Here is a 24,093-nt window from a genome sequence, read left to right as displayed (position 1 = left end):
TTTTGTAGTTGTTTTAGTATTAAAAAGTCTTTACTATCTTCCACCTCGGATGCTGATTGCCTATTAAAACTAGGTAAAACAGTAAAACAATGCGGATGTTTGGAGATATAAAATGCGCCACACCTTTCATTTAAAAACTCTTGCAGTAGCTGTTGCTACTTTTTCTGTTGCTAGCGTCGCTAGTGCTGCTGGCCTTGATCGCTCAGGTCAAGATATCACCGCATTCCTACAAGATGGTACCTATGCAGAAGCTGTTTATACCTATATCGATGCTGATGTGACTGGTGAGGATACATCAGTTGACAGAAATAAGATTAATGATATTGCAGAGTCTTATGACTTTTTCCGTTATGGTGTAAAAACAGATATCAACGATACATTTAGTGTTGGTATCTTATATGATGAGCCTTTTGGTGCTGCCGCTGATTATACTGGTAACAATAACTTTGTAGATGCAAACGGTGAAGGTACTAACGTAGAAGTAAGAACTGAAAGTATTACGGGTATCATAGGTGCAAAATTCGGTGAAAATAAGAACTTCCAAGTATATGGTGGCCCCGTTGCTCAACGCGTCCAAGCTGATGTAAAACTACGTGGACAAGCTTATTCTATAGCAGATGGTTATAGTACACATATCAATGCTGACCAAGATTATGGCTGGTTAGCTGGTGTTGCTTATAGTAAGCCTGAAATTGCATTAAAAGCGGCGTTAACGTATCGTTCTGAGATTGAACATAATGCTCAAGCTTCTGAAAGTTATCCAAATGCTGATATTTTTAGTCTTCCAACAAATAGTGTTGATAGTATTGAGATTACTACACCTGAATCAGTAAACTTTGACTTCCAAACTGGTATTAATGCTACAACTTTAGCGACTGCTAAAGTACGCTGGGTACCATGGAGCGATTTTGCTATTACTCCATCGTCATATAATGGTGTTAGCCAAGCACTAGCAGCTTCACCTTTAGGTGCTGGCATTCCTGCTGAAGGTTTGGATTTAGTCAGCTATGACGATGATCAGTGGCAAGTAGAGCTAGGGCTTGCTAAACGCCTAGCGCCAGCACTAGCAGTAAGTGGTACTGTCGGTTGGGATAGTGGTGCTGGCAACCCTGTGACATCATTAGGTCCTACTGAAGGTTACTATAGCGCGGGTCTAGGTGCTAAATATAATGTCACTGAAAACTGGGCGATATCAGCTGGTGGTAAGTATCTATGGCTTGGTGATGCAGAAGGACAAATCCCAAGCAAAACAGTTGTGAGTGACTTTGACAGCAACGATGGCTTTGTACTTGGTGTAAAGGTTTCTTACCAAGCTCAGTAATTCACAACTTAGCTATACAGCAAATTTTTTAGATGTTATTGATAAAAGAGCGATCCTTTATGGGTCGCTTTTTTTATAGGCAGTATTACAGTCATAGTGAACCCGTTTTATCTCAAAGAAAAATTCTCCTATAAATATATATTTCAGAAAATTCACATTTAAAAGTAGAAGTAAACGACATTGTTTGATTTATATCTTATTTGTACTGTTCAGTCATAATTGAGAAATAAAGCACTTTAATTGTTGTTTTAGTGTCAAAAAGGCATTAGTATTCAACTTAGGACACGACTTTAATAGTTCCAATGTTTGGTAAATTAATGCTAAATACTGATTATTAAAGTAGTAATACAACAAGGACCGTTGGAGATACATAATGCGCACTACCTTTCACTTGAAAACCCTTGCAGTAGCAATCGCTACTCTCTCTGTCGCTAGCATGACTAATGCTGCTGGTCTTGATCGTTCAGGTCAGGATGTCACCGCTTTTTTCCAAGATGGAACCTATGCTGAAGCCGTTTATACCTATATCGATGCCGATGTAAGTGGCTACGATAGTGCTAATGATGTTCCGACTAGCAATACCTATGTGCGTGGCGAGAAAACAGGTGATATCGCTGAATCCTATGATTTTTTCCGTTATGGCGTAAAAACTGATATCAATGACACATTTAGTATTGGTGTCCTATATGATGAGCCTTTTGGCGCTTCTGCTGAGTATACTCAAAGCAATTTCGTAGCGCAGAATGACCGTGATGCCACGATCTCAGCTATTTCAGGTGGAGCTATTGGACCAGGCGGACCATTTGGGACTGCCGCTGAAGATTTTGCATCAGCAGCAACGACAGTAAATAACCTTCAGACTTTAGTTGCAAACGGCGGTACATTAACACCTACACAACAAGGTACATTAACAGCATTAGCTCCAGCAGTCGCAATTGCACAAGCAGAATTCGATACTGCTGGTGAAAATACTAAAGTAGAAGTGCGTAGTGAAAGTTTAACGGCTATTCTTGGTATGAAGTTTGGTGCTAATAAAAACTTCCAAGTATATGGTGGTCCAGTAGCACAACGTATTCAAGCTGATACAGCATTACGTGGTACAGCATATGGACCTGCTACTGGCTATACCTCGCATATGAGCCCTGATATGGACTATGGTTATATCGCAGGTATCGCATATAGTAAGCCTGAAATTGCATTGAAAGCTGCGTTGACTTATCGTTCTGAGATCGATCACGATGCTGACACATTCGAGTCATATCCTGCAGCACCAGTTCTAAGTGCTGGTACTCTTCCGGCGTCTCGAACTGGGAAAATTGAAGTCACCACACCTAAGTCAGTCAACTTTGATTTTCAAACCGGTATTAACCCCACAACATTAGCAACCGCAAAAGTACGCTGGGTACCGTGGAGTGATTTCGTCTTGACTCCGCCTTTATATAACGAAGCCAGTCAAGGACGTTATCCTCCTAATGGTCTAAACTTGGTTGAGTATGATGATGACCAGTGGCAAGTAGAGCTTGGTCTGGCCAAGCGTGTCGCACCAGCACTTGCGATCAGCGGTACGGTTGGTTGGGACAGTGGTGCTGGTGATCCAACAACATCATTAGGTCCTATTGATGGCTACTATAGTGTCGGTCTTGGTGCCAAGTACAACGTGACTGAGAACTGGGCAGTATCAGCCGGTGGTAAATACTTGTGGTTCGGTGATGCTAAAGGGCAACTGCCAACAGGAAAAATCGTTGGCGATTTCCAAGACAATGATGGCTATATCGCTGGTGTGAAGCTTTCTTATCAAGCGAAATAATCTTCTTATATAATTGTTAAATAATAAAAAAGCGACCTATGATGGGTCGCTTTTTTATGCAACTTCTAAAAAATATTTGATTATTCATATTTATATCTAAGTAGAACAGCAAAGATAATCTTTATAGTACTAATTCATATAGCATAGCTATATTTCATTTGCTTAGTTTAGCTCCGTATCCATGTATAACGCATATCCTTTGGATCAAGAGCAGATACGTACTTATATCTTATCGAATATTTAGTAAGTAAGCTGTTAATAACAGCATAATATACTCAAGGTATACAACGATGTATACGTATGAGAAGATAGTAAAATACAATGCTAAAGAGAAGTAGTTGCATTAATAAGGTCTACTTCGTAGAAGTGAGCAGCAGTTGGACTGCCAAATAGGCTAGGACAATCTAGCGTAGTACATCCATCACAGAGTTATCAGATACTACTATCTTTGTCCATACAACTGTCTCATTTGTCATAAGTTCTCATGGTTTGATACTGTAGTAGATTGCATATACTAAATCGTTACTCATAAAAAAAACCTCGCCAATAATGACGAGGTTTTTTTATAACAATAATCTTAAGATTTTACGTAAACTTATTTGTTTAAGTTTAGCTCCATCTCTTTGTACTTAGCAGAAACTGAAGGTCTTGGGCCACCAGTCATGATACTAACGGCAAAGATAGCGATAGTACTTAAGATAAAGCCTGGAACGATAGCATATAACCAGCTATTTAGTGCCATACCATCTACTTGGAAAGGACCATAGATCCATAGGATAACAGTCAACGCACCAACAACCATACCAGCAACAGCACCATTACGGTTCATACCACGCCATGTAAGGCTGAAGATAACCAATGGACCAAACGCTGCACCGAATCCTGCCCATGCATTAGAAACTAGGTTCAATACTGAGCTATCTGGGTTAGACGCTAGCATAATGGCAACAATAGCGACAATGATAACTGAGATACGACCAACCAATACCTGGCGAGCTTCTGGTGCGTCTTTATCAAAGAATAGTTTGTATACATCTTTGGTTAGAGAGCTTGATACAACCAATAGCTGCGATGAGATAGTACTCATAATTGCTGCTAAAATAGCTGCTAATAGGAAACCTGAAACCAATGGATGGAACAAGAACTGAGTGAATACTAAGAAGATAGTTTCAGGATCGTCTAGCGTCATCGCAGTTTTTTGTACATAAGCACGACCAGCAAAACCAGTCATTAGTGAACCAACAAGGCTCACAACCATCCAGCTCATACCGATATTACGTGCAGTCGGTACATCTCTCACTGAACGAATCGCCATAAAACGTACGATAATATGCGGTTGGCCAAAGTAACCTAAGCCCCATGCCATGAGTGAGATAATACCGATGACACTCATACCGCTAGTAACGTCTAAAAGGGTAGGGTCGATGTTTCTAACCGCTTCTGTAGTGGCTGAAATACCACCAAGATCAGTAAAGGCAACGACAGGTACGATTACCATGGCAAACAGCATGATGACGCCCTGTACGAAATCGGTCATAGATACTGCTAAGAAACCACCGAATAGCGTATAAGCCACAACCACACCAGCAGTAACCCATAGGCCAGTGCTATACGATAGGTTAAGTGAGCTTTCGAAGAGTTTACCACCACCTACAAGACTTGCAGCGGTATAGACGGTAAAGAATAGAATGATGACCACGGCTGAGATGACGCGTAGCATGTGCGACTTGTCTTCAAAACGGTTGGCGAAATAATCAGGTAGGGTGATAGCGTTGTCAGCCACTTCGGTATAAACACGAAGGCGAGGTGCTACGATGAGATAGTTTAATAATGCACCTAATGTCAAACCTAGCGCAATCCAAATACTGACCACACCATCGGCAAACATATAACCAGGTAAGCCAAGTAGTAACCAACCTGACATATCTGATGCACCTGCAGAAAGTGCGGTTACTGCTGGGCCTAAGTTACGACCCCCTAACATATAGCCTTCAGTATCATTGGCTTGCTTAAAATAAGCGTAAACACCAATCCCAATCATCACTAAGAAATAGGCGCCGAGTGATATCAGCACGCCACTAGAAACTCCGTTCATATAAATTGTCCTTAACCAACATCGTTGGCTGTAATTATTTTTTAACTATAAAAGTTCGGTCCTACAAGGCGATGTCCAAAACAATATTTAAAGACAAAAAAAGCCATTAATTGAGACATAATGGCTTTTTTCAGTATCTTCTGTAGTTATATATGATTGATGTCGTTCTATGGCTAGCACTCATATAGAGATAGAGAACAATGGGAATTTCGCATTCCACTTATCTATTGTTATTGCTCGCATCTGCTATTTGTATATGAGTATTAGCAACCTACATCATCAATCTAAACCATTAAACCTACTGTTAACCATCATATCTTACTAGAAGTATTCAATATATGACTATCAGTGTCCTTGTGGTAAATTTTTGTTATAAAAACAACGTCAAGCGTATTATAACGCATGAGAGTCACAAATGCGAATAGCTTAATAGTTAGACTGTTATAGCGAGCTCTTTTTATTCAATAGGCGCAAGTAAGTCTAGTAGGGCGGTCACGCTGCTAGATTGAGTTAATTTTGGATTGATGACCACACCTAAATAGCGTTGTAATTCAATATTGTCAGCCATATCGATACGTTCCAAGTCTTGACTGACCATCGTTTGTGGTAGTACTGACCAACCAAGACCAACAGATACCAGCATACGGATAGACTCAAGAGGGTTGGTGCTCATCGTGGCATAAGGCTTCAGATTGTGCTTGGCAAACTCAGCCAAGGTAATCTGACTGGTAAAGGTATTGGCAGAAGGCAAAATGGCAGGATAGCGCGCTAACTGCTCCAACGTCACATTAGATTTAGTAGCCAAAGGTGATAGCGTACCCGTCATAAAATAAAGAGGGTCTGACCAGAGCGTGTGATAGGTTAGCCGCTTATCGTAGACAGGTGGAAGCGTAACAAAGGCTAAAGACAAATCACCATCTAGTACTGCTTTATGAGCTTTTTCAGAATCTACGAAGTGTACTTCTAACTGAACAGCTGGATAAGCTTGAATAAAGTGTTTAAGGACAGGTGCTAAATGATGTAGGCCAATATGATGGCTAGTACCAATGACTAATTTGCCAGAAACGATATGCTGAGAATGCTGCAAGTTGATTTTAAAGTTCTCATAGTCTTCCAGCCAACGCTTGGCATGAGGTAGCATTTCACTGGCAGCTTGAGTAGGTACAATTCCACGTCCTACCGTATCAAACAAGGTAATGTTAAACTCGTCTTCTAAGTTTTTGATACGTTTACTGACAGCAGGCTGCGTGATAAACAGCTTTTCTGCGGCGCCTGAGATACTGCCAGTGTGCATAACGGTAACGAATGTCGTCAAGTTTGTGGTGTTCAAACGAATGTCCTTAGCTACTTTACGAGCTATAAATAAAAGTTGGCTGACCCAATCACAACGTATTAGAAATAAAAGTTTGCGTCTGGTTAAAAATCATCAATTATTATTATAGGATTTGCCTGCTATAATCACAAGACATCGAGGCGTATTGTGACATATTTATTCTAAAAAATTGGCTATTTGCCATTTAAAACGTATTTTAAGCGTTAATTTTAGTCATATGTTGGGTCTCATAAAGAAATAGTATTTAAATTTTAGATACGACCGTAATTATTAAACATTATAGATAGACATAGCATTTACATAGAGTCTTAGCTTGGCAATTTGCAAGTAAGTAAAAAATTAAGTAATTAGTAACCTATAAAGGATAGCAACATGGCTGGTCAAACGTTATATGACAAACTTTGGAATGCTCACGAAGTCACTAAGCGCGACGATGGTTCGAGCCTGATTTATATCGACCGCCACCTGTTGCATGAAGTGACGAGTCCACAAGCATTTGAAGGATTGGAGTTGGCAAACAGAGCGCCATGGCGTCTATCGGCCAACATTGCCAGTCCAGATCACAATGTGCCGACCGTCACTAAAGAGCGCCTAGAAGGAGTGCCTGGGATTAAAGACAAGGTGTCACGCTTGCAGGTTGTCACGTTGGACGATAATTGCACTAAGTTTGATATTGCTGAATTTACTATCAATGATGCGCGTCAAGGTATTTTGCACGTGGTCGGTCCTGAGCAAGGTTTGGTCTTGCCAGGTATGACGGTTGTTTGTGGCGACTCGCATACAGCGACCCACGGAGCACTTGGTTGCTTGGCTCATGGTATCGGAACTTCTGAAGTTGAGCATGTACTGGCAACGCAGTGTTTGATCCAAAAGAAATCAAAAAATATGCAGATTCGCGTCACTGGTCAACTTGGTGCTGGCGTCACTTCAAAAGATGTGGTGTTAGCTATTATTGCGAAGATTGGTACAGCAGGTGGAACAGGACACGCGATTGAATTTGCAGGTCAAGTGTTCGAAGACATGAGTATGGAAGGCCGTATGACCGTCTGTAACATGGCGATTGAAGCAGGTGCACGTGTTGGTATGGTTGCGGTCGATGACACGACAATTGATTATGTCAAAGGTCGTCCATATGCGCCAAGCGAAGCACAATGGGAACAAGCGGAAGCCTATTGGCGTACATTATATTCAGACGATGACGCGGTATTTGATACTGTGGTAGAAATCGATGGTAGTCAGATCGCACCGCAAGTATCTTGGGGTACATCGCCTGAGATGGTTGTAGATATCACGCAATCTGTACCGACACCAGATCAAGCCATTGATGAAGCTCAAGAAGAAGGCTGGTTACGTGCTTATACTTATATGGGGCTAGAAGCTGGTCAGAAAATTACGGATATCCAACTTGACCGTATATTTATCGGTTCATGTACCAATTCACGTATCGAAGATTTACGTGATGCGGCAGCGGTAATCAAAGGTCGCAAAGTTGCTGATAACGTAAAAGAAGCGATCGTTGTTGCAGGTTCTGGACAAGTGAAACTGCAAGCAGAGGCTGAAGGCTTGGATACGTTGTTTACTGAAGCTGGTTTTGAATGGCGTGAGCCGGGCTGCTCAATGTGTCTTGCGATGAATGCAGACAAACTTGAGCCGCAAGAGCATTGTGCTTCAACGTCTAATCGTAATTTCGAGGGTCGTCAGGGCAATGGTGGTCGTACGCATTTGGTAAGCCCAGCAATGGCAGCTGCCGCCGCGTTGGCAGGTCATTTTGTAGACGTTCGTACGTTTTAAGACTGATAATAAGTAGCTGATATCATGCTTGTATTAACGATAAATATATGAGCATGCTGTCAAAGATGGTAAAAACTTATTTACTATTTAATACGCTTATCAAGATCATCAGCCAGCAAAAATATAATTGATAGGAAATTTTATGCAAGCTTATAACACCCAAACAGGTATCGTTTGCCCGTTAGATCGCGCAAACGTCGATACCGACCAAATTATCGCAAAACAGTTTTTAAAGTCTATTAAACGTACAGGTTTTGGCGTGAATCTATTTGACGATTGGCGCTATCTTGATGAAGGCTATCCTGGTCAAGACAACAGCACACGAGTTATCAATCCAGACTTTGTATTGAATAAACCGCGTTATCAAGGTGCTACTATCTTACTAGCACGTAGAAACTTTGGTTGTGGCTCTAGTCGTGAGCATGCGCCTTGGGCGTTATCAGAGTATGGTTTCCGTACGGTAATTGCGCCTAGTTTTGCAGATATATTTTACAATAACTGTTTCAAAAATGGCATGTTGCCGATTGTGTTGGATGAAGCGATTGTAGATACGTTAATGAAGGCGACTTTTGAAAACGAAGGCTATGAGTTGACCGCGGATCTTGAACGTCAGGTCGTTATCACACCAACAGGTGAAGAGTATGCCTTTGAAGTAGATGCTTTTCGCAAACATTGCCTATTAAACGGACTGGATGATATTGGTCTAACCTTGCAGCAAAGTGATGCTATCAAAGATTATGAGCAACAAATGATGCAAAAAACACCGTGGATATTTAACGACGTACGAGCGTAGAAGGTCATTCTATAATCTACTGCTAATAAAATATGAGTAGTCGCAACGCAGCGTTGAGTTATGGCGGTGAACTGTCTAAAATGAAGAATAGTTTTTCACTACATTTTATTATCTCTCTTGAATAGTAGCCGCCATTATGAATACAAAACGTTATGCTCTATGGACAAGTACAATTGTTGCTGCAAGCTTATTATTGTCAGGCTGTCAGCTATTGACGGGCTATCAAAAAATAAATGAAGCAGAGAGTGCCGAGGCATGGGTAGGTAAAATTAAACCTATCGCTGGTGAAGTAAATATTGCATGTGTGGGTACATATCATTGCGAAATTGTGCAGATAGATAAAACGCTCATTATTGCGCCCAACAGTCACGAGCCAATCAATCCTCAGATTATGACAACCTTACCACGTCAAGAAGGTATAGCGAAAACATCAATGAATATGGATATGACACCACTCGTCAATAAAAATGCCATAAAAGTTGTGCCGTTAGCGCCTTCGAGTATGCTAGGATTGACCAACTACTATGCACGGGTCATGCCTGCCAAACACGAGGTCCATGTGAATTTTTATCCAGAAAATAACATGGGCTATGTTGAGCGTTTTGCGATGATTCATGACTTTACTGAAGCAGGTACCTATCAGTTACGTGCTTATCAAAAGAAGAACAGCGAAAAATCAGGCAGTCTATTAGACACAGCATCACCTGAGCCCTTATGTATTGAGCTATTGCAAGGCACTCAAGTACAGCGCCGATTCTGTAAGCAACTAGACGCTGAACATCAAGGCGAGTTTGTAGAGACTGGTATGGCCAAAGCAGTAACATCAGCACCTAACGCCAAAAAAATGGCAGTATAAAATATGAGTATAAAAAGCTCGAAAATATAATCAACCAATAAAAATATTTCCAAAAGGATCAGTATGGCAACGATTTTAACATTAGCGGGTGATGGTATTGGCCCTGAAATCATGACCCAAGCCATTGACGTGCTTAAGGCTGTCAATGATAAGTTTTCACTTGATTTAACGCTTGAGTCTGGATTGATTGGCGGTGTAGCTATTGATGCAACTGGTGAACCTTTACCAGATGAGACATTGGCTCGTGCTCGCGCCGCAGATGCCGTATTGCTAGGTGCAGTTGGTGGTCCTAAATGGGATGCGATCGAGCGTAGTAAACGCCCTGAGCGCGGTCTACTTAAGATACGCGGTGAGCTTGGTTTATTTGCTAATCTACGCGTAGCCAAGCTCTATCCACAGTTGGCTAATGCCTCAAGTATTAAACCTGAAATTATCTCAGGCTTAGATCTATTGATCGTTCGTGAGCTGACAGGCGGTATCTATTTTGGCGAGCCTCGTGGTATTCGTACACTAGAAAACGGTGAGCAGCAGGGCTATAACACGATGGTGTATAGCACAAGTGAGATTCAGCGTATTGGTAAAGTTGCCTTTGAATTGGCAAAAACGCGTGCGCAAGCAGCAGGTACAGCAGCTAAGGTATGTTCAGTTGATAAAGCCAATGTATTAGAAGTCACCGAGCTGTGGAAACAGACGATGATCGAGATGCAGCAGGCTGACTATAGCGATGTGGCGTTATCACATATGTATGCTGACAACGCTTGCATGCAGTTGATTAAAGATCCTAAGCAGTTCGATGTTATGGTGACAGGTAATATGTTTGGCGATATCCTATCTGATGAAGCTGCGATGTTGACAGGCTCTATCGGTATGTTGCCATCAGCGAGTTTAGATGAGTCAGGTAAGGGTATGTACGAGCCGTGTCATGGTTCAGCGCCTGACATCGCAGGACAAGATAAAGCCAACCCGTTAGCGACTATCTTATCTGTTGCTATGATGCTGCGTTATACCTTTAAGCAAGAAGAAGCGGCACAAGCAATTGAGCAAGCAGTCAGTGATGTGCTTGATGATGGTCTACGTACGCTAGATATTTTAGATAGCAGCGAAGCTGGACTTAAGCAGGTAGGCTGTAAGGAAATGGGTCAGGCGGTCTTGGCCAAACTGATATAAGTTAATTTGCGTTTAAAGGCTATTCCTATATAGCATTTTCTACAGTCTCATTTTGCGTGTTATATACCCATAAGCTCCTAAATGGCTTATGGGTTTTTTATCGTTTATCTGTTAGCAAAGCTTATTTATAAGCGCCTTATTAACAGAGACGCTGTACAACAAAGCTCCTTTTAACACAAAGCTGTTATATGCTCACAAGGTAATATGACAATATTAGTAGCTTATAAAGGAGCTAAAATATTTCGCTTTTAGCAAAAGTAAAATATCCAAAATCTAGATGCCAAAGGCAAGTTCTAAAATCTAAAAAACTGTAGTATTTGAAAATTGAAAATAATAATAGAATTCTTTAAATGAGGAGTGTTATATGTATCAACTAACAAAAATCAGTAAGGCATTGAAAGTGGTTAGTCTCTCTAGCTTATTACTCATGGGACAAAGCATCGCAGCAGGAACGACGGATAGTGTGAACGCAAGTAATAGCATCAAGTCTCCGGCTGAAGTGAGTCCAGTGACTAATGGCGTAAGTCAAAAGTTAACAGGAGATAGTAAAGCTGCGACTTCATTGAATAAGCTATTGCCTACGATTAAATACACAACTGAGAACCTATCTGACAATGCAAAAAAGATAAACAATGTCACTTGGACGGCAGATGCAGATATTGATCGTAATATAGGAACAAAGCTGCAGGCTCTATTAAACTGGCATCATAACGGAGTAGGGCCTGTTGATGGGTACTGGGGCAAGAATACTCGCAAAGCCATGCAGGCGTTTCAAAGAGCAAATGGTTTAGATATAACCGATACGCTAAATGCTGAAACGTGGCAAGCGCTGACCAAGAATGAGAAGCTCACGACTCAACCAGTACTAGTCAGTTATCAGCTCACTGAAGCAGACGTGAATGTCAAAACCACAACCATACCTGCTGATTCTGTTGCCAAATCCAAGCTTGAGGGAATGTACTACGAAAGTCTTACTGAGGCGTTGGCAGAGAAGTTTCATATTAGTGAAAAATATTTAAAATCGCTTAATCCTGATACCAGTTTTACTGCAGGTGAAATTATCACGGTATATAACCCTGGTAATCCTAATACCAAGCCTGTGCATCGCGTTGTCGCTGATAAAGCCACTGAAACACTCTACGCATATGATGAGAACAATAACTTGATTGCTAGCTATCCGACGACAGTGGGTAGTACAGCGACACCATCACCAACAGGTACGCATACTGTCAAGGTAAAGGTGCACGAGCCCAACTATACTTACACGGCCAATGACGGTAGCAAGTCTATCATTCCACCAGGTCCTAACAATCCAGTAGGCTCAGTATGGATCGGACTTAGCAAACCAACTTATGGCATTCACGGATCGCCAGATCCTGCTCGTATCAGTCGTCAGGCATCAGCAGGTTGTGTGCGTTTGACCAATTGGGATGCGCTTAGTTTGCTCGGAGTTATAAAAAACGGCGCAACTGTCGAATTTAGTTAAATGCGATAGTTTTAAGTCATAAAAAACGGACAAAAAAATACCGCTAAAATCTAGCGGTATTTTTTGTGGTAATTAGAAACAGTCAATACTAAATAACTAAAATATTGATAGGCAATAATGAGCAGATTAGCATTTTCATTATTATTATCAGTTTCACTACCCAAGCGTCATATCAGCTATCAGCGATAACGTAGCTATTCAGTTATTGACTGTATTTTACCAATGCTAATACTTTCATAACCATATTGGTCAGTCAGTATTTAGTTTTTACCACGGTAGGTAATACGGCCTTTAGATAAGTCATAAGGTGTCATTTCAACTTTAACCTTATCACCTGTCAAGATACGAATATAATGCTTACGCATCTTACCAGAGATATGCGCGATGATTTCGTGCCCGTTTTCTAAACGAACTTTGAACAAAGTATTAGGAAGGGTATCAATGACTTCGCCTTCAAATTCAATAATATCGTCTTTTGCCATAATTTGTATCAATCAATTAAAAAATAAGCCCATATTATACGTAAGTTAGCGGATTAAAGCAATACGAACCTGCTTTTGACTTGACAGCATGTAAGTGATATGTATGCCAAATGATATTGATTTAATCAGGTAGATTTAACCAGACAGGCGTTAATGGTGCATCTGGTAATAAGCTTTGAAAACGTTCAGGATAATAGGCATTGATAAAATACAATCCATCACCTGAAGCGGTGGGCGGTGCAATCGTTCGATCTTTTTTATGTAGAATATTTAAGAAATCTGCTGGCTCTAGCTCGTGTCTACCAATGGCATACAATGTGCCCATCAAATTGCGAACCATATGATGTAAAAACCCATCTGCTTGTATATCAAAAACGATAAATTGACCATGAGCAAAAAGGTTAGCATGGCTAATCGTGCGCACTGGCTGATTAGATTGACAGGCCGCAGCACGATAACTGCTAAAATCGTGTGTACCGACGATATCAGCTGCTGCTTGCTGCATGGCTTTCAAATCAAGCGGCTCATAGATATGAGTTACTTGATGATTTAGTATGGCGGGGCGCTGTGCTTGGTTGAGCGTAATATAACGATAGCGACGAGCAATAGCACCAAAACGCGCATGAAAGTCAGCTGGCATGGGTTGTATCCAGCGTAGAGCAATATCATCGGGAAGTAGGCTATTTACACCGCGTAACCAGTTATGAGTTGGGCGATACGCATGAGTCGTAAAATGGGCAATCATATTGCTTGCATGGACGCTAGCATCAGTACGCCCAGCTGCGATGACCTCTACAGGCTCATTGGCAACTTTGCCGATAGCTGTCTCTAAGGCTTCTTGTACACCCAAAACCTCTCGTTGCCGTTGCCAGCCATGATAATGAGTTCCTAAGAACTCAATAGCAATCGCTAAAGTGTAGGTTGGTTCAGTTTCGATAATTTCAGTCTCAGACATTAGGGTTTCTAAACTTATAAAATGGGGATTAATTAAAAGCCGCTTATCGCTTTTTGATGCTAGTACCAGTTTGATTGACATTATTCAACCAACGCTGTCTGCGTCTGGCAGGACTATCATAGCGAAGTAGCAACCATAGTAACCGGGCATAAATAGCAGGTATGGTCAAACGTCCACCAGCAATGACATGATGCGCGTACTGCCAACTACCTGCCGCATAACTATCGCTGACGCCGCCAAACGGGCATTGACTGGCTGATATCACCATATGTCCACGCTCATGTGCAAGGGTCAGTGTCTCTACTAGTACAGCTGAATAAGGGATGTTACCGGCGCCAAACCCTAATAGAATAATGCCACATGGTGGCTGCGACAATAAAGCTTGTAGCTGGTCGTTTATTATTGAAACATCGTTAGGTAGGCAATACAGCGCATGAACACTCGCGTTTTCAGCGCGTGTTTGAATACTGGATAGCAAGTCTTGTTGATCATCAAGCCAATGTTGCCTACGCGTGTCAGGTAGGTTTTTTATATAGCTATTGGCTGGATAAGCGGCGCGAAAATGACCAGTAAATGCCATCAGATCATGGCTGTGAATTTTTTGTACCGTTTGAGCAGGCCATGCTTCCCCGCCAAAACTAACCTTCACGCCTGATTCACCAGCAGCGGCTAGTTTTAACGAGTCGTTTAGATTGCCCCAAGCATCGCTATGTTCGTCGACGTTATAGGAATGCAATATCTCACTGTCTAATAATGGACGCATACTTGCGGTCAGAACAATACAAATATCACTACCTGCAAACGCTTCTGCTAAAAATGCGCCTAAGTAACTCAACGTATCCGTGCCAGTGATGAGTAAAAACCTTCTATCACCTTTGGTATAAGCATTCAGTAGTAGTTGATAGAAATGGGTAAAGTCGCTAGGAGTAAGTTGGCTGCTGTCTTTGATCAGGGTGTTTTCTAACCATGAGACTGTCGGTAAGTTATTCGTACTGTCTTGTGCAGACAAAAGATTCTGTAGAGTAGGCAAAAACACTTCTGCTGATAATGGCGCTAAAGGTCTGCCGTAGCTACCAAAGGTACCACCAGCATAAATCAGTTGAATAGGATCGGATAGATTTTTGAGCATAACAGAAGATGGCATAGTATCAACACAGTAAACAAGTATGGAAGAAAAGAGGTGCTAGAGGATGGAGCAACGATGGCTAAAGGGTTCAATAATAGATAGTATTAGAGTTAAATGCAAAAAAATCAGCAAGCATCCCGTGATTAGGAAGTACTTGCTGATAAGAGACTAGACTATTAACTACGCAGTACGTTCAAGTAGTAACTGTGCTTGCTGTTTCTGTTCACTATTACCTTGAGCTATCACCTCATTGAGTAGACGCTTTGCACTGTCATATTCACCCAGTTGCAGATATTGATCTGCCAAGTCTAACGTCACTTGATTACTGTCTAATGACTTTACGAAATCAAAATCTGCTGCGAAACGTGATGAGAAATCTTCTGCTGACTCAGTCTCTTGAGGCGTAATAGGAGTGTCACTCTCAACTGGTGCAGCTGTAGAGACTGGGGTAGTGGTCGACGGAGTGTCAAATAGAGAATCAGCATCGTCAATATTAAAATCATCGTCTATCAGTGTATTGTCGTCAAATCTCAATGGTGCAGCAGGTGCGATATTCGATTCTTCAACAACGCTAACATCCTTAACCTCGATATCATCATTGAGTAATGGTTCCTCGAGATTAATATTTGCAAAGTTGCCTTCTTCAAGGGTCATGCTCTCAGGAGTATTGTTTCCAAAATCAGCATTTTCCAGAATAAAATTGTCGAAATCATTGTCGTTTTCAGTCGTAGATAGGTCATCATTAGAAACATTATCGATGTCATCTGATGTATCTAGACTGCCCAAAGATAAAGTAAAGTCATCTTCACTGTTTTGAATAGTATCAATAGAGTGTGGTTCTGAATTCATAGATATGTCATTAGTGACGACGTTGTCTTTGTCTGTATCGGCTGCTAAATCATCGAAATCTAAGATAAAATCTTCTTCTGGTACTGCTTTCTCATGGTCATCATGTGAGAGGTTAGTGTCTATAGATGATTCATTCGAAGTATCATCAAATGAATCAAACTCAAAGTCACTAAGATCGTTATCTTCGTTATTACTAACATTATCGTTAGCAGAGCTCTCTAAAACGTCGTTATCTACATTGTCTAACGGTATGACAGGCGTTTCACTTGTCATATTAGGCGCAGCGAAATCGTTCTCTAAATCGCTGAGAGTCAGATCAAAGCTATCATTCGGATTTTCGGTAATAGAACTAACATTATCGACTTTGTCTGATAACTCTAAGCTGTCGATAGGTTCATTTATTGCAGTATCGTTATTACTTTCTTCAATTGACTGGTGATCTACTGTATTAGTACTATCATTCTGACTAATAGGCAAATCGAAGTCGATAGCGTCAAAATCATCTTTGGCATTGTCCGTTGCCAGTGTTTGCGCAGCGGCAGGTTCTAATTCATCAAACGATAGATTTCTTATCTCGTCTGCTTGAGCGATAGTCTGACTGTCGTTATGATTTCTTATAGACTCATAAATATTATTAAAATCTTCTGGCTGATTTATCGTCGCGTATATGCTGAGTAGTTTAAGAGACAATGCACTGTTATGAGGTTTTTCACTTAGACCACGTTTAATGGTTTCGATCGCCTTGTCATAGCGCTGCTGATCCATAAAACGCTGAGCAATAGTGATATGGTCAAATTTATGGCTATTGCTGATATTAGTGTGGGTAGGAGTACCATAATCTACTTTTGGTGATGGAGTAGGCGTATCTTTTCTTGCATTAATAGGCGAAGGTGATGACGATTTCTGCGCCTTATTTTTGCGCAAGAATAAAGCAGCCACTAACAGAATAAGCGCCAATCCGGCGATGATATATAGCATATTGTCCATAGTTATTCCTACGCCTGTGATCACAATCTAATGTATGAATCAGTTAGGCAATTATTGATTGCGTAATTTTTCGAGACGAGCCTGCAGCTCAGCCAATTTTTGGTTTTGTAATTGAATTTTTTTAGTATAACTACTAAGAGTGCTACTGGTACTTGATAAACGTTGGGCCTGTGATGCTGCTTGTTGCCGCGATGCTTTGAGTGTCGCTAATATATCTGTACTCAAACCATTCCCTGTGTTTGATGCCGCTTTTGCTTGAGTGCCATCTGCATTGCCATCTCGCCCGGGCGCAAGCACAGAAAATTGTGCTTTTGATAAGGTTTGTGTTTTAGTTGTCGTGGCTTTTTCAGGGCGTTTGGCCGCTTGCGTACTTATAGAAGGTTTTTTAAAAGGTCTTTGAGCTGTTTTTTGCACCGCCGCTGTATTTGCTCTGCGAATATACTGTCTTTGTGCATCGATGGCCGCTTCTAGATTTTTCTGTGATGGTATAACATCATAACTAGGCAAAATAAGCTTAGCATCTGCTTTTAATTGATCTGCGTCTTTATTGATAAAAGCATCAGGGTTTTGTGATTGAATTTGCTTCATCACGATGGAAGTATCTAGATTGTTTTCTTGCGCGATCTGCTGAGCAATAATCCATAGGCTATCGTTACGTTGTACTTGGTATTGATTGATTGTCGAGCTATCTGTTGCTCTATCATTTGAAGGTACATTATTGGTAGCGCTGTTAGGAGTTCTCGACGTTGTATTGTCAATAGAAGCCGCCAAGACGCTAGTATCATTTTTCTCAGTATTGCTTGCGATGATGCTAGTAGTCGGAGTAGATACGGGTGATGTGTCAGCATCTGTTTTTTTACGACTCGGCTGTATCTGCCGTGTGACTTGAATATTTAGAGTATCGAGTGGTTTATCAATCAATACTTTATCTAAGATTAGAGTATTTTTAATACTTGCCTTATCGCTGTCATTGATGACAGCTTTCGTAGTTTCAGTGTTGTTATTTGCATTTAAGAAACTGCTATCTAAACGGTTCGCTGAACTAAGGCCGTTATCAGTTTTCTTTGCATTACTGCTAGCATTTTTTATATCAGAGTCGCTATTTAAGAGCCCATTATCAAGACGACTAGGCGCGTAAGTAAGGTTGCTAGTCTGCGAAGTAGCTGTCACTGTCGGAGCTTGTATGTTAGACACTGATCTAGAAATAGAAGAGTCAACTGTTGCTATGTTTGCTAGAGCTGGTTTATTTGCAGCAGCGTTAGATACTGATATTAGCGGCGGCGGTGCACCTTTTCTTACGGTTAACGGTTTAACTGTGCTTGCAGAAACACTAGGTAAATTAGGTTTTTTTGTACCTTTGACAATGTTTTCTGGAGTCTTATTAATCGGTAGACTATCGCTTAACGGCATTAATAATGTTTTTGGTACGACATTTTGCTGCCCATTATCATTGATCGATAACACCAAATCAGCAAAGGGCTTGGACACAGGCTGCGATGTGCTGATTAATACCTGACCACTGGTCGCTGAAGTTGCTTGAAAGCGCACTTGCATTGAATCGGTCGGCGTTAATCCCATCTGCTGATAGATAACTGGATTGGCCAAGCTCGCTGAAAAATCAGCCGCTCGTATGTCGGTGACCACGATACTTGCGCTCAACGGTTCATGCTGAGCTGAGCTAACCACTGTCTTACCGATAGTTGCCGCTTGTGCGCTTGGAATAATAGCGGCCAAACCTACAGAATAAAGTAATGCCATCGATACCGCGCGATGTACAGGAGTCAAGCGACGAGATAAATGACAAGACATGAGCAGTCCTTTACAAAATAAGTTATCTTTGCTGTTATAACAAAGTACGGTTTAGTTTACCAGTTTATTTCACAACTGTTGCGTCCAATGCATAAATGTTTATTTAATGTTCAGCTTGTTTTCTTGTCAAGTAACATCGCATCGCCATAGCTAAAGAATCGATATTCTTTTTCAATAGCATGTTGATAGGCATGTTCAATCGATGCTTTTCCAGAAAAAGCTGATACCAACATTAGCAAAGTCGATTTGGGTAAATGAAAGTTTGTTAACAGTCGATCAATGACACCGAATTTAAACCCTGGATAAATAAAGATGTCCGTGTCCCCTGACCAGCTAGAGAGTGCTTGTCCATTAATAGCTGTTTTTTGATACGCCGTTTCAAGGACGCGAGTCACCGTAGTACCAATAGCAATAACCTTATTACCGTTTGCATGCGTCTGATTAATCAGCTCAGCAGTTGCTTGTGGCAGATGTGCATACTCACTGTGCATAGTATGATTGAGTAAGTTGTCTGTTTTAACTGGCGCAAAAGTACCAGCGCCAACATGCAATGTCACAAAAGCAGTATTGATGCCTTTTTCTGCCAATTTATTGAGCACCAATTCATCGAAATGCAAACTTGCTGTCGGTGCAGCGACACTTGCAAGCTTAGCGGGATCATGAAACACCGTTTGATAACGAGTATTATCAGTGTCATCGGCATGACGTTCAAAGTAAGGCGGGATAGGTAACTCACCGTAGAGTTCTAAATCAGGCAATATTGGCGCATCAAAGGCTAAAATAAACAAGTTGTCCTGACGACCAATCATCGCGCCACTCATATGACCATCAGCCAGTTGAAAACGTTGACCAAGTTTCAGTGCTTTACTGGCTTTAACATGGCAAAGGGCAATATATTCTTGATTGACTGACTCATTATCTGAATCTTCTAAATGCAGTGTTGCTACATCTAAGTCTGAGACAGTAACCAATCGCTCAATCAAAACCTCAAGTTTACCGCCAGTGTCTTTTTGACCAAATAGGCGTGCCTTCATTACCTTTGTATCATTAAAGACAATCAGGTCTCCAGCGTCTAATAAATCAGGCAATTCAGAAAACAAACAGTCCTTTACAGGCGTAGCATTCGTGTCAGTGTGAGCAGGTAAGTACAAAAGTTTTGAAGCAGAACGCTGTGCCAATGGATATCGCGCAATCAAACGATCTGGTAGGTCATAGTCGTAATCTTCCACGCTTAGATAATCTAAGACGTCACTATTGTTATCGGTATCAAGCGGAGTATTAGAATCGGAAGATGCAGTGTGAGCGTTGATCATAATCAGTCTTTAAATGGATAGAAATTTTGGCATAATTGTAGCAGAAATACTGCTATAAAAGGTTGGTTTACTAAGTAGTCACCGTGCACAAAACTTATTTGAATCACTTAAATAGCCTAAGCAATTATTTTTAACTGTCCTAATGTTTGTTACATTAGTCTTTGCTTATTTTACTCAAATAAATTTAATTGGGGCAATAATTGGGTTGCAGGTGTCAATGACGAAAAAGTGACCCCGACTAATCGAATAGGAAGCTGGCGCGGAATATCTAAGAATAACTTGTCTAACCAGTAATGAGCAGATTCAGCACTACTAAAAGCGGTGGTTAGCGTGTACGTACGGGTAATCTGAGTAAAGTCGGCATACTTAACCTTGAGCGTTATAGTATGAGCGATGAGATTTTTTTTGTGCAGTTGCGCGAAGGCATCCGCATTTTGTTCATAGATTTGTACACGTAACGCCGTGTCATCGTTTAGGTTTTCTCTAAAAGTAGTCTCCGAACCAACAGACTTATGCAGGCGCTCAGATTTGACAGCGCGTTCATCCCGACCATGAGCGATATCATGATAAAACTGTCCTCGCTTACCAAACTCATTAATCAAGACTTCGGCTGACATACGGCGTAGATCAGCACCGTTAGTCACGCCCATCGCATGTAATCGTCTTGCCGTTGCTTTACCTATCCCATGAAATCGTTCAATAGGTAGCGTACTGATAAAAGCATCAGCGTCTTCTGGCGTGATAATAGCGGTGCCGTTAGGCTTATTAATATCAGAGGCAATCTTAGCCAACATCTTGTTAAAGGACACGCCAGCAGAAGCAGTCAATCCTGTATGTTGCAATATTTGTGCTCTTAACCAATTGGCCATTAATGTCGCTGAGCCTTTATGTACGGTGAGACCAGTGACTTCGAGATAAGCCTCATCTAGCGATAATGGCTCAACATGAGGCGTTAAGCTGTACATGATATTGCGAATATCGCTGCTAACAGCTCGATATACTTCAAAACGTGGTCTGACAAATATGACTTCTGGACAACGTTTGCGAGCCTCATAACAAGACATGGCTGAGCGCACCCCAAACTGACGTACCTCATAGCTAGCCGCTGCTACAACACCGCGACCATTTGGATCTCCACCAACCACTAGTGGCTTGCCCCGTAATTCTGGGAAGTCACGTTGTTCTACACTGGCATAAAACGCATCCATATCTATATGAATGATTTTACGTGGATTGGATGCTGTAAGAGTTTTCATTATTAATATTTTACATCACTCAATACTTTTATTTCAGTATCGATTATTAAACGGTAAAGGGGTTTTTCGAATATAGAACCATAAAAATATGGCAATATGCGAATAATTTATATATCAATAATTAAATATAGTGTAAGGTTAATAGTCAGATATATATGGCGTTAAAATACTAATAAATTAAATATAGTTAACATATGTTTACTAATAGATGTTCTGTATGGTACATACCTTAAGTTTTTCAGATTTTCCATACCGCCTGTCTGAATATAATAGCCTTCCATCATGAATATTATAGTTGTATGTTACAGTTCTAATGCTATCGTTTTACAATATATTAACCACGATAATCAATAGTTATGAAAGTAATAAATAGTTTTTTATAGGAATTTTATTTACCTGATAAGACATTGTTTATAGCTCATACCAAACTTATGAATTGAGTACTGGTAAATTAACTTTCTAAAAAAATAGTAATGAGAAAGTTCAAGATAATTAAGGAGCTGATGATGAGTCATGAATTAAAAGGGAGCGATTTGACACGAGCAATGCTAGCGCGGGGTGATAAAAAAATATGGTGCGCAGTGTGTGATGAAAGCGATGAACAAGCGATGATGGATCAGTGTGGTAATGATTTTACAGCCTATATTGTGTCGTTTAATGATGGATATTTTTATTGTAGTGCTGGCATGCCATGGAGTTATGCGGTACCGATTAAGATAAGCGCTGTCATGCCATTTGAAGTATCGATATAAATAAATTAAGAGTTTGATAGGGCGAATATAATAAGCACAAAAAAACCTCCGATAAAGGAGGCTAGTTTGTACTAAATAATGGTACCAGTGGTCGGAACCATATATATATCGACTAATTGTCCATAACAATCTGTAACAATCTAAAATATAGACTGGAAGTCTTTATTATCAAGGTTTTCAAGGTTATTTTTAATTGGCTGCTGTCTAAATCAGTCCAAATAAATACGTCCCAAGCTAACGTCATGGTGTACACTCCGATGTACACGACAAGCTTGGGGGCACATTTCAGCATGACAACCACATCAGTTACTATCAAGTCAAATAGAACCATTCAAAGCATAGTTGCGCCTGATAAGGGCGAAATACTGTGTAAAGTCGCAGGCAATCCTAAGTTATTTTTGAGAGTGAACGCCGCAGGCTCAAAGCTTTGGCTGTATCGCTACACCCATCCTATACTTAAAACCAAACACAAATTATCTTTGGGCAATTATCCAAGTGTCACTTTAGCGCAAGCTACTGCGATGCGTTTAGAGTATGAGCAGCTGTTACAGCAAGGTATCGATCCAAAAGCCCATCGTGAGCAGCAAATCAGAAACGAACAAAAAAGCCTAGTCAGTACCTTTGGAAAAATGGCGTGGCAACACTTCGAGCAACTTAAAAACAAACAAAAAGCCACCACATTAAAGCGCAAGCATGGGCGCTATGAACTGTTGTGCTCATACCTGGGTGATAAGCCTATCGGAGATATTGAGCCATTACAGATGCTTGAGGTACTTAAAGACATTCAAGCGAACTCACTCAAAGATGATGGCACACCAACTGACAAAGCAGATAGGTGTGCTGTTATTGCAAGCGATATATTTAATCACGCAATCATACAAGGTTATGCTGCTAGTGATCCAGCAAGACTAGTCAAACCGATGCTAGATAGCTACAGATACGGCAACCGTCCATCTATTACCACACCATCAGAGTTCGGTCAGCTGATGCGGGATATTGATAGTTTAGAGGGGAATATTCATGACAGTGTTCTGAACTCCATCAAGCTGTTATCACTGCTATTTATACGTAACGGTGACTTGCGGCGCTTAAAATGGGGTGAAGTGGACTTAATTACTGCTCAAATAGAGTTAACACCAATGAAAGGACACGGCGCTAGTAAGCTAAGAATGGTTAAAGATATGATAGTTCCTTTGTCACGTCAAGCGGTGCAAATATTTAAAGAGCAAGAAAAAATCACAGGCCATACAGATTATGTGTTTTATAGCGATACGGCAACTAAGCACCATATAATAAATGAGAATGCCGCTAACGACGCACTAAAGTCTCTGGGCTACCAAGGTAAGCATTGCGCTCATGGCTTTAGAGCATCTGCTAGAACAATGCTTAGGCATAAGCTTAAATATAATTTAGATGTAATCGAACAGGCATTAGGACATATCACTAGAGACCCAAACGGTACTGCTTATGATAGATGGGAGTTTATAGAGGAGCGAGTAGCAATGATGCAGCATTGGGCAGATTATATAAATACTCTTTCTGCTGGCACTGGTGAAGCAGATAACCTGATAACAATATCTAAACTCAAGCAAAATGATATCAAAAATGTATGATAAAAATTACTTTTCAAACACCGAAAAAATTATTTTTCATATTTTTTTGCTTGCCTAATGCTTACTGCATATAGAGTTTCGATAATTTGGAGTGAGTTACTACCTTGAGTACAATAGAAATTTAGCCTAAAACAATGTAAATTAGTCTTAATTAGTACAGGGCGCTATTCTTATGAATATTCATGCATAGTATGAATAGATATAGGTATTGAAAAGTGAATAGAGTGGAGCGGATAAGTCGCTTGATAAGTTTGGCGACTAGAGAGCAACTTACCGCCCACCTATTTTATGAGAACCAACAA

The 24,093-nt window shown here is 40.8% G+C and carries 18 protein-coding genes; 9 read left to right on the top strand and 9 right to left on the bottom strand.

The window, feature by feature from the left end:
- Positions 1-112 precede the first annotated feature (112 nt).
- Both JMY00_RS03125 and JMY00_RS03120 read left to right on the top strand, forming a co-directional pair.
- The gene (locus tag JMY00_RS03125) at positions 113-1,321 is read left to right on the top strand and encodes an outer membrane protein transport protein (protein ID WP_201579091.1); all 1,209 of its coding nucleotides are present in this window, start codon (positions 113-115) and stop codon (positions 1,319-1,321) included.
- Positions 1,322-1,694: 373 nt separating this feature from the next.
- On the top strand, positions 1,695-3,128 hold the full coding sequence (locus JMY00_RS03120) for an outer membrane protein transport protein (protein ID WP_201579090.1): 1,434 nt from the start codon (positions 1,695-1,697) through the stop codon (positions 3,126-3,128).
- A 595-nt stretch (positions 3,129-3,723) separates the two neighbouring features.
- Here JMY00_RS03120 and putP read toward each other — a convergent pair.
- Together putP and JMY00_RS03110 are read right to left on the bottom strand one after the other, a co-directional pair.
- A complete protein-coding gene (gene putP, locus JMY00_RS03115; RefSeq protein WP_101205470.1) occupies positions 3,724-5,223 on the bottom strand; it encodes a sodium/proline symporter PutP in 1,500 nt (499 codons plus the stop codon).
- 457 nt (positions 5,224-5,680) lie between these two features.
- Positions 5,681-6,553, bottom strand: coding sequence for a LysR family transcriptional regulator (locus JMY00_RS03110; protein WP_101205469.1), 873 nt, complete (start codon positions 6,551-6,553; stop codon positions 5,681-5,683).
- A 375-nt stretch (positions 6,554-6,928) separates the two neighbouring features.
- On the opposite strand from JMY00_RS03110, the gene leuC reads away from it, so the two are divergent.
- The 5 genes from leuC to JMY00_RS03085 all read left to right on the top strand — a co-directional run bounded on the left by leuC (position 6,929) and on the right by JMY00_RS03085 (position 12,649).
- Positions 6,929-8,347, top strand: coding sequence for a 3-isopropylmalate dehydratase large subunit (gene leuC, locus JMY00_RS03105; protein ID WP_057759320.1), 1,419 nt, complete (start codon positions 6,929-6,931; stop codon positions 8,345-8,347).
- A gap of 142 nt (positions 8,348-8,489) precedes the next feature.
- Complete coding sequence (gene leuD / locus JMY00_RS03100) at positions 8,490-9,140, top strand: 3-isopropylmalate dehydratase small subunit (RefSeq protein ID WP_102094926.1); 651 nt, start codon at positions 8,490-8,492, stop codon at positions 9,138-9,140.
- Positions 9,141-9,276: 136 nt separating this feature from the next.
- Entirely contained in the window at positions 9,277-9,996 is a 720-nt protein-coding gene (locus tag JMY00_RS03095) for a hypothetical protein (RefSeq protein WP_201579089.1), read from the top strand.
- Positions 9,997-10,059: 63 nt separating this feature from the next.
- Positions 10,060-11,163, top strand: coding sequence for a 3-isopropylmalate dehydrogenase (gene leuB, locus JMY00_RS03090; protein ID WP_201572482.1), 1,104 nt, complete (start codon positions 10,060-10,062; stop codon positions 11,161-11,163).
- 364 nt (positions 11,164-11,527) lie between these two features.
- Positions 11,528-12,649: a L,D-transpeptidase family protein gene (locus tag JMY00_RS03085; protein ID WP_201579088.1), complete on the top strand. Its 1,122-nt coding sequence runs from the start codon at positions 11,528-11,530 to the stop codon at positions 12,647-12,649.
- Between the two features lie 260 nt (positions 12,650-12,909).
- Here JMY00_RS03085 and infA read toward each other — a convergent pair whose 3' ends face one another.
- The 7 genes from infA to dinB form a co-directional block, all read right to left on the bottom strand.
- Positions 12,910-13,131 (bottom strand): translation initiation factor IF-1, encoded by a 222-nt coding sequence (gene infA, locus JMY00_RS03080; RefSeq protein ID WP_021814850.1) that lies wholly within the window; start codon positions 13,129-13,131, stop codon positions 12,910-12,912.
- A 121-nt stretch (positions 13,132-13,252) separates the two neighbouring features.
- Positions 13,253-14,086: a tRNA pseudouridine(38-40) synthase TruA gene (gene truA / locus JMY00_RS03075; protein ID WP_191115040.1), complete on the bottom strand. Its 834-nt coding sequence runs from the start codon at positions 14,084-14,086 to the stop codon at positions 13,253-13,255.
- A 43-nt stretch (positions 14,087-14,129) separates the two neighbouring features.
- Positions 14,130-15,230, bottom strand: coding sequence for an asparaginase (locus JMY00_RS03070; RefSeq protein WP_201579087.1), 1,101 nt, complete (start codon positions 15,228-15,230; stop codon positions 14,130-14,132).
- 162 nt (positions 15,231-15,392) lie between these two features.
- Positions 15,393-17,048: a FimV/HubP family polar landmark protein gene (locus tag JMY00_RS03065; protein WP_201579086.1), complete on the bottom strand. Its 1,656-nt coding sequence runs from the start codon at positions 17,046-17,048 to the stop codon at positions 15,393-15,395.
- Positions 17,049-17,099: 51 nt separating this feature from the next.
- The gene (locus tag JMY00_RS03060; protein WP_201579085.1) at positions 17,100-18,857 is read right to left on the bottom strand and encodes a peptigoglycan-binding protein LysM; all 1,758 of its coding nucleotides are present in this window, start codon (positions 18,855-18,857) and stop codon (positions 17,100-17,102) included.
- 110 nt (positions 18,858-18,967) lie between these two features.
- A complete protein-coding gene (gene queA / locus JMY00_RS03055; RefSeq protein ID WP_201579084.1) occupies positions 18,968-20,170 on the bottom strand; it encodes a tRNA preQ1(34) S-adenosylmethionine ribosyltransferase-isomerase QueA in 1,203 nt (400 codons plus the stop codon).
- A 170-nt stretch (positions 20,171-20,340) separates the two neighbouring features.
- Positions 20,341-21,426 carry a DNA polymerase IV gene (gene dinB, locus JMY00_RS03050; RefSeq protein WP_201579083.1) on the bottom strand — a complete coding sequence of 362 codons (1,086 nt, stop codon included), beginning with the start codon at positions 21,424-21,426 and terminating at the stop codon, positions 20,341-20,343.
- Between the two features lie 506 nt (positions 21,427-21,932).
- Here dinB and JMY00_RS03045 point away from each other — a divergent pair.
- On the top strand, positions 21,933-22,178 hold the full coding sequence (locus JMY00_RS03045; protein WP_201572470.1) for a hypothetical protein: 246 nt from the start codon (positions 21,933-21,935) through the stop codon (positions 22,176-22,178).
- 290 nt (positions 22,179-22,468) lie between these two features.
- Positions 22,469-23,791, top strand: coding sequence for an integrase arm-type DNA-binding domain-containing protein (locus tag JMY00_RS03040; protein WP_201556000.1), 1,323 nt, complete (start codon positions 22,469-22,471; stop codon positions 23,789-23,791).
- The last annotated feature ends 302 nt before the right edge of the window (positions 23,792-24,093 follow it).

It is taken from the genome of Psychrobacter sp. Pi2-52, assembly GCF_904846705.1.
GTDB lineage: Bacteria > Pseudomonadota > Gammaproteobacteria > Pseudomonadales > Moraxellaceae > Psychrobacter.
Note: the sequence above shows the minus strand (reverse complement) of the source record. Positions and strands in the feature narration are given on the sequence as shown.

Coding starts and splice junctions, on each gene's coding strand:
- dinB (WP_201579083.1), bottom strand. CDS start 21,426: ATGAAAACTCTTACAGCATCCAATCCACGTAAAATCATTCATATAGAT.
- putP (WP_101205470.1), bottom strand. CDS start 5,223: ATGAACGGAGTTTCTAGTGGCGTGCTGATATCACTCGGCGCCTATTTC.
- JMY00_RS03060 (WP_201579085.1), bottom strand. CDS start 18,857: ATGTCTTGTCATTTATCTCGTCGCTTGACTCCTGTACATCGCGCGGTA.
- JMY00_RS03095 (WP_201579089.1), top strand. CDS start 9,277: ATGAATACAAAACGTTATGCTCTATGGACAAGTACAATTGTTGCTGCA.
- JMY00_RS03085 (WP_201579088.1), top strand. CDS start 11,528: ATGTATCAACTAACAAAAATCAGTAAGGCATTGAAAGTGGTTAGTCTC.
- leuD (WP_102094926.1), top strand. CDS start 8,490: ATGCAAGCTTATAACACCCAAACAGGTATCGTTTGCCCGTTAGATCGC.
- truA (WP_191115040.1), bottom strand. CDS start 14,086: ATGTCTGAGACTGAAATTATCGAAACTGAACCAACCTACACTTTAGCG.
- JMY00_RS03125 (WP_201579091.1), top strand. CDS start 113: ATGCGCCACACCTTTCATTTAAAAACTCTTGCAGTAGCTGTTGCTACT.
- JMY00_RS03070 (WP_201579087.1), bottom strand. CDS start 15,230: ATGCCATCTTCTGTTATGCTCAAAAATCTATCCGATCCTATTCAACTG.
- JMY00_RS03120 (WP_201579090.1), top strand. CDS start 1,695: ATGCGCACTACCTTTCACTTGAAAACCCTTGCAGTAGCAATCGCTACT.
- infA (WP_021814850.1), bottom strand. CDS start 13,131: ATGGCAAAAGACGATATTATTGAATTTGAAGGCGAAGTCATTGATACC.
- queA (WP_201579084.1), bottom strand. CDS start 20,170: ATGATCAACGCTCACACTGCATCTTCCGATTCTAATACTCCGCTTGAT.
- leuC (WP_057759320.1), top strand. CDS start 6,929: ATGGCTGGTCAAACGTTATATGACAAACTTTGGAATGCTCACGAAGTC.
- JMY00_RS03045 (WP_201572470.1), top strand. CDS start 21,933: ATGAGTCATGAATTAAAAGGGAGCGATTTGACACGAGCAATGCTAGCG.
- JMY00_RS03065 (WP_201579086.1), bottom strand. CDS start 17,048: ATGGACAATATGCTATATATCATCGCCGGATTGGCGCTTATTCTGTTA.
- JMY00_RS03040 (WP_201556000.1), top strand. CDS start 22,469: ATGACAACCACATCAGTTACTATCAAGTCAAATAGAACCATTCAAAGC.
- leuB (WP_201572482.1), top strand. CDS start 10,060: ATGGCAACGATTTTAACATTAGCGGGTGATGGTATTGGCCCTGAAATC.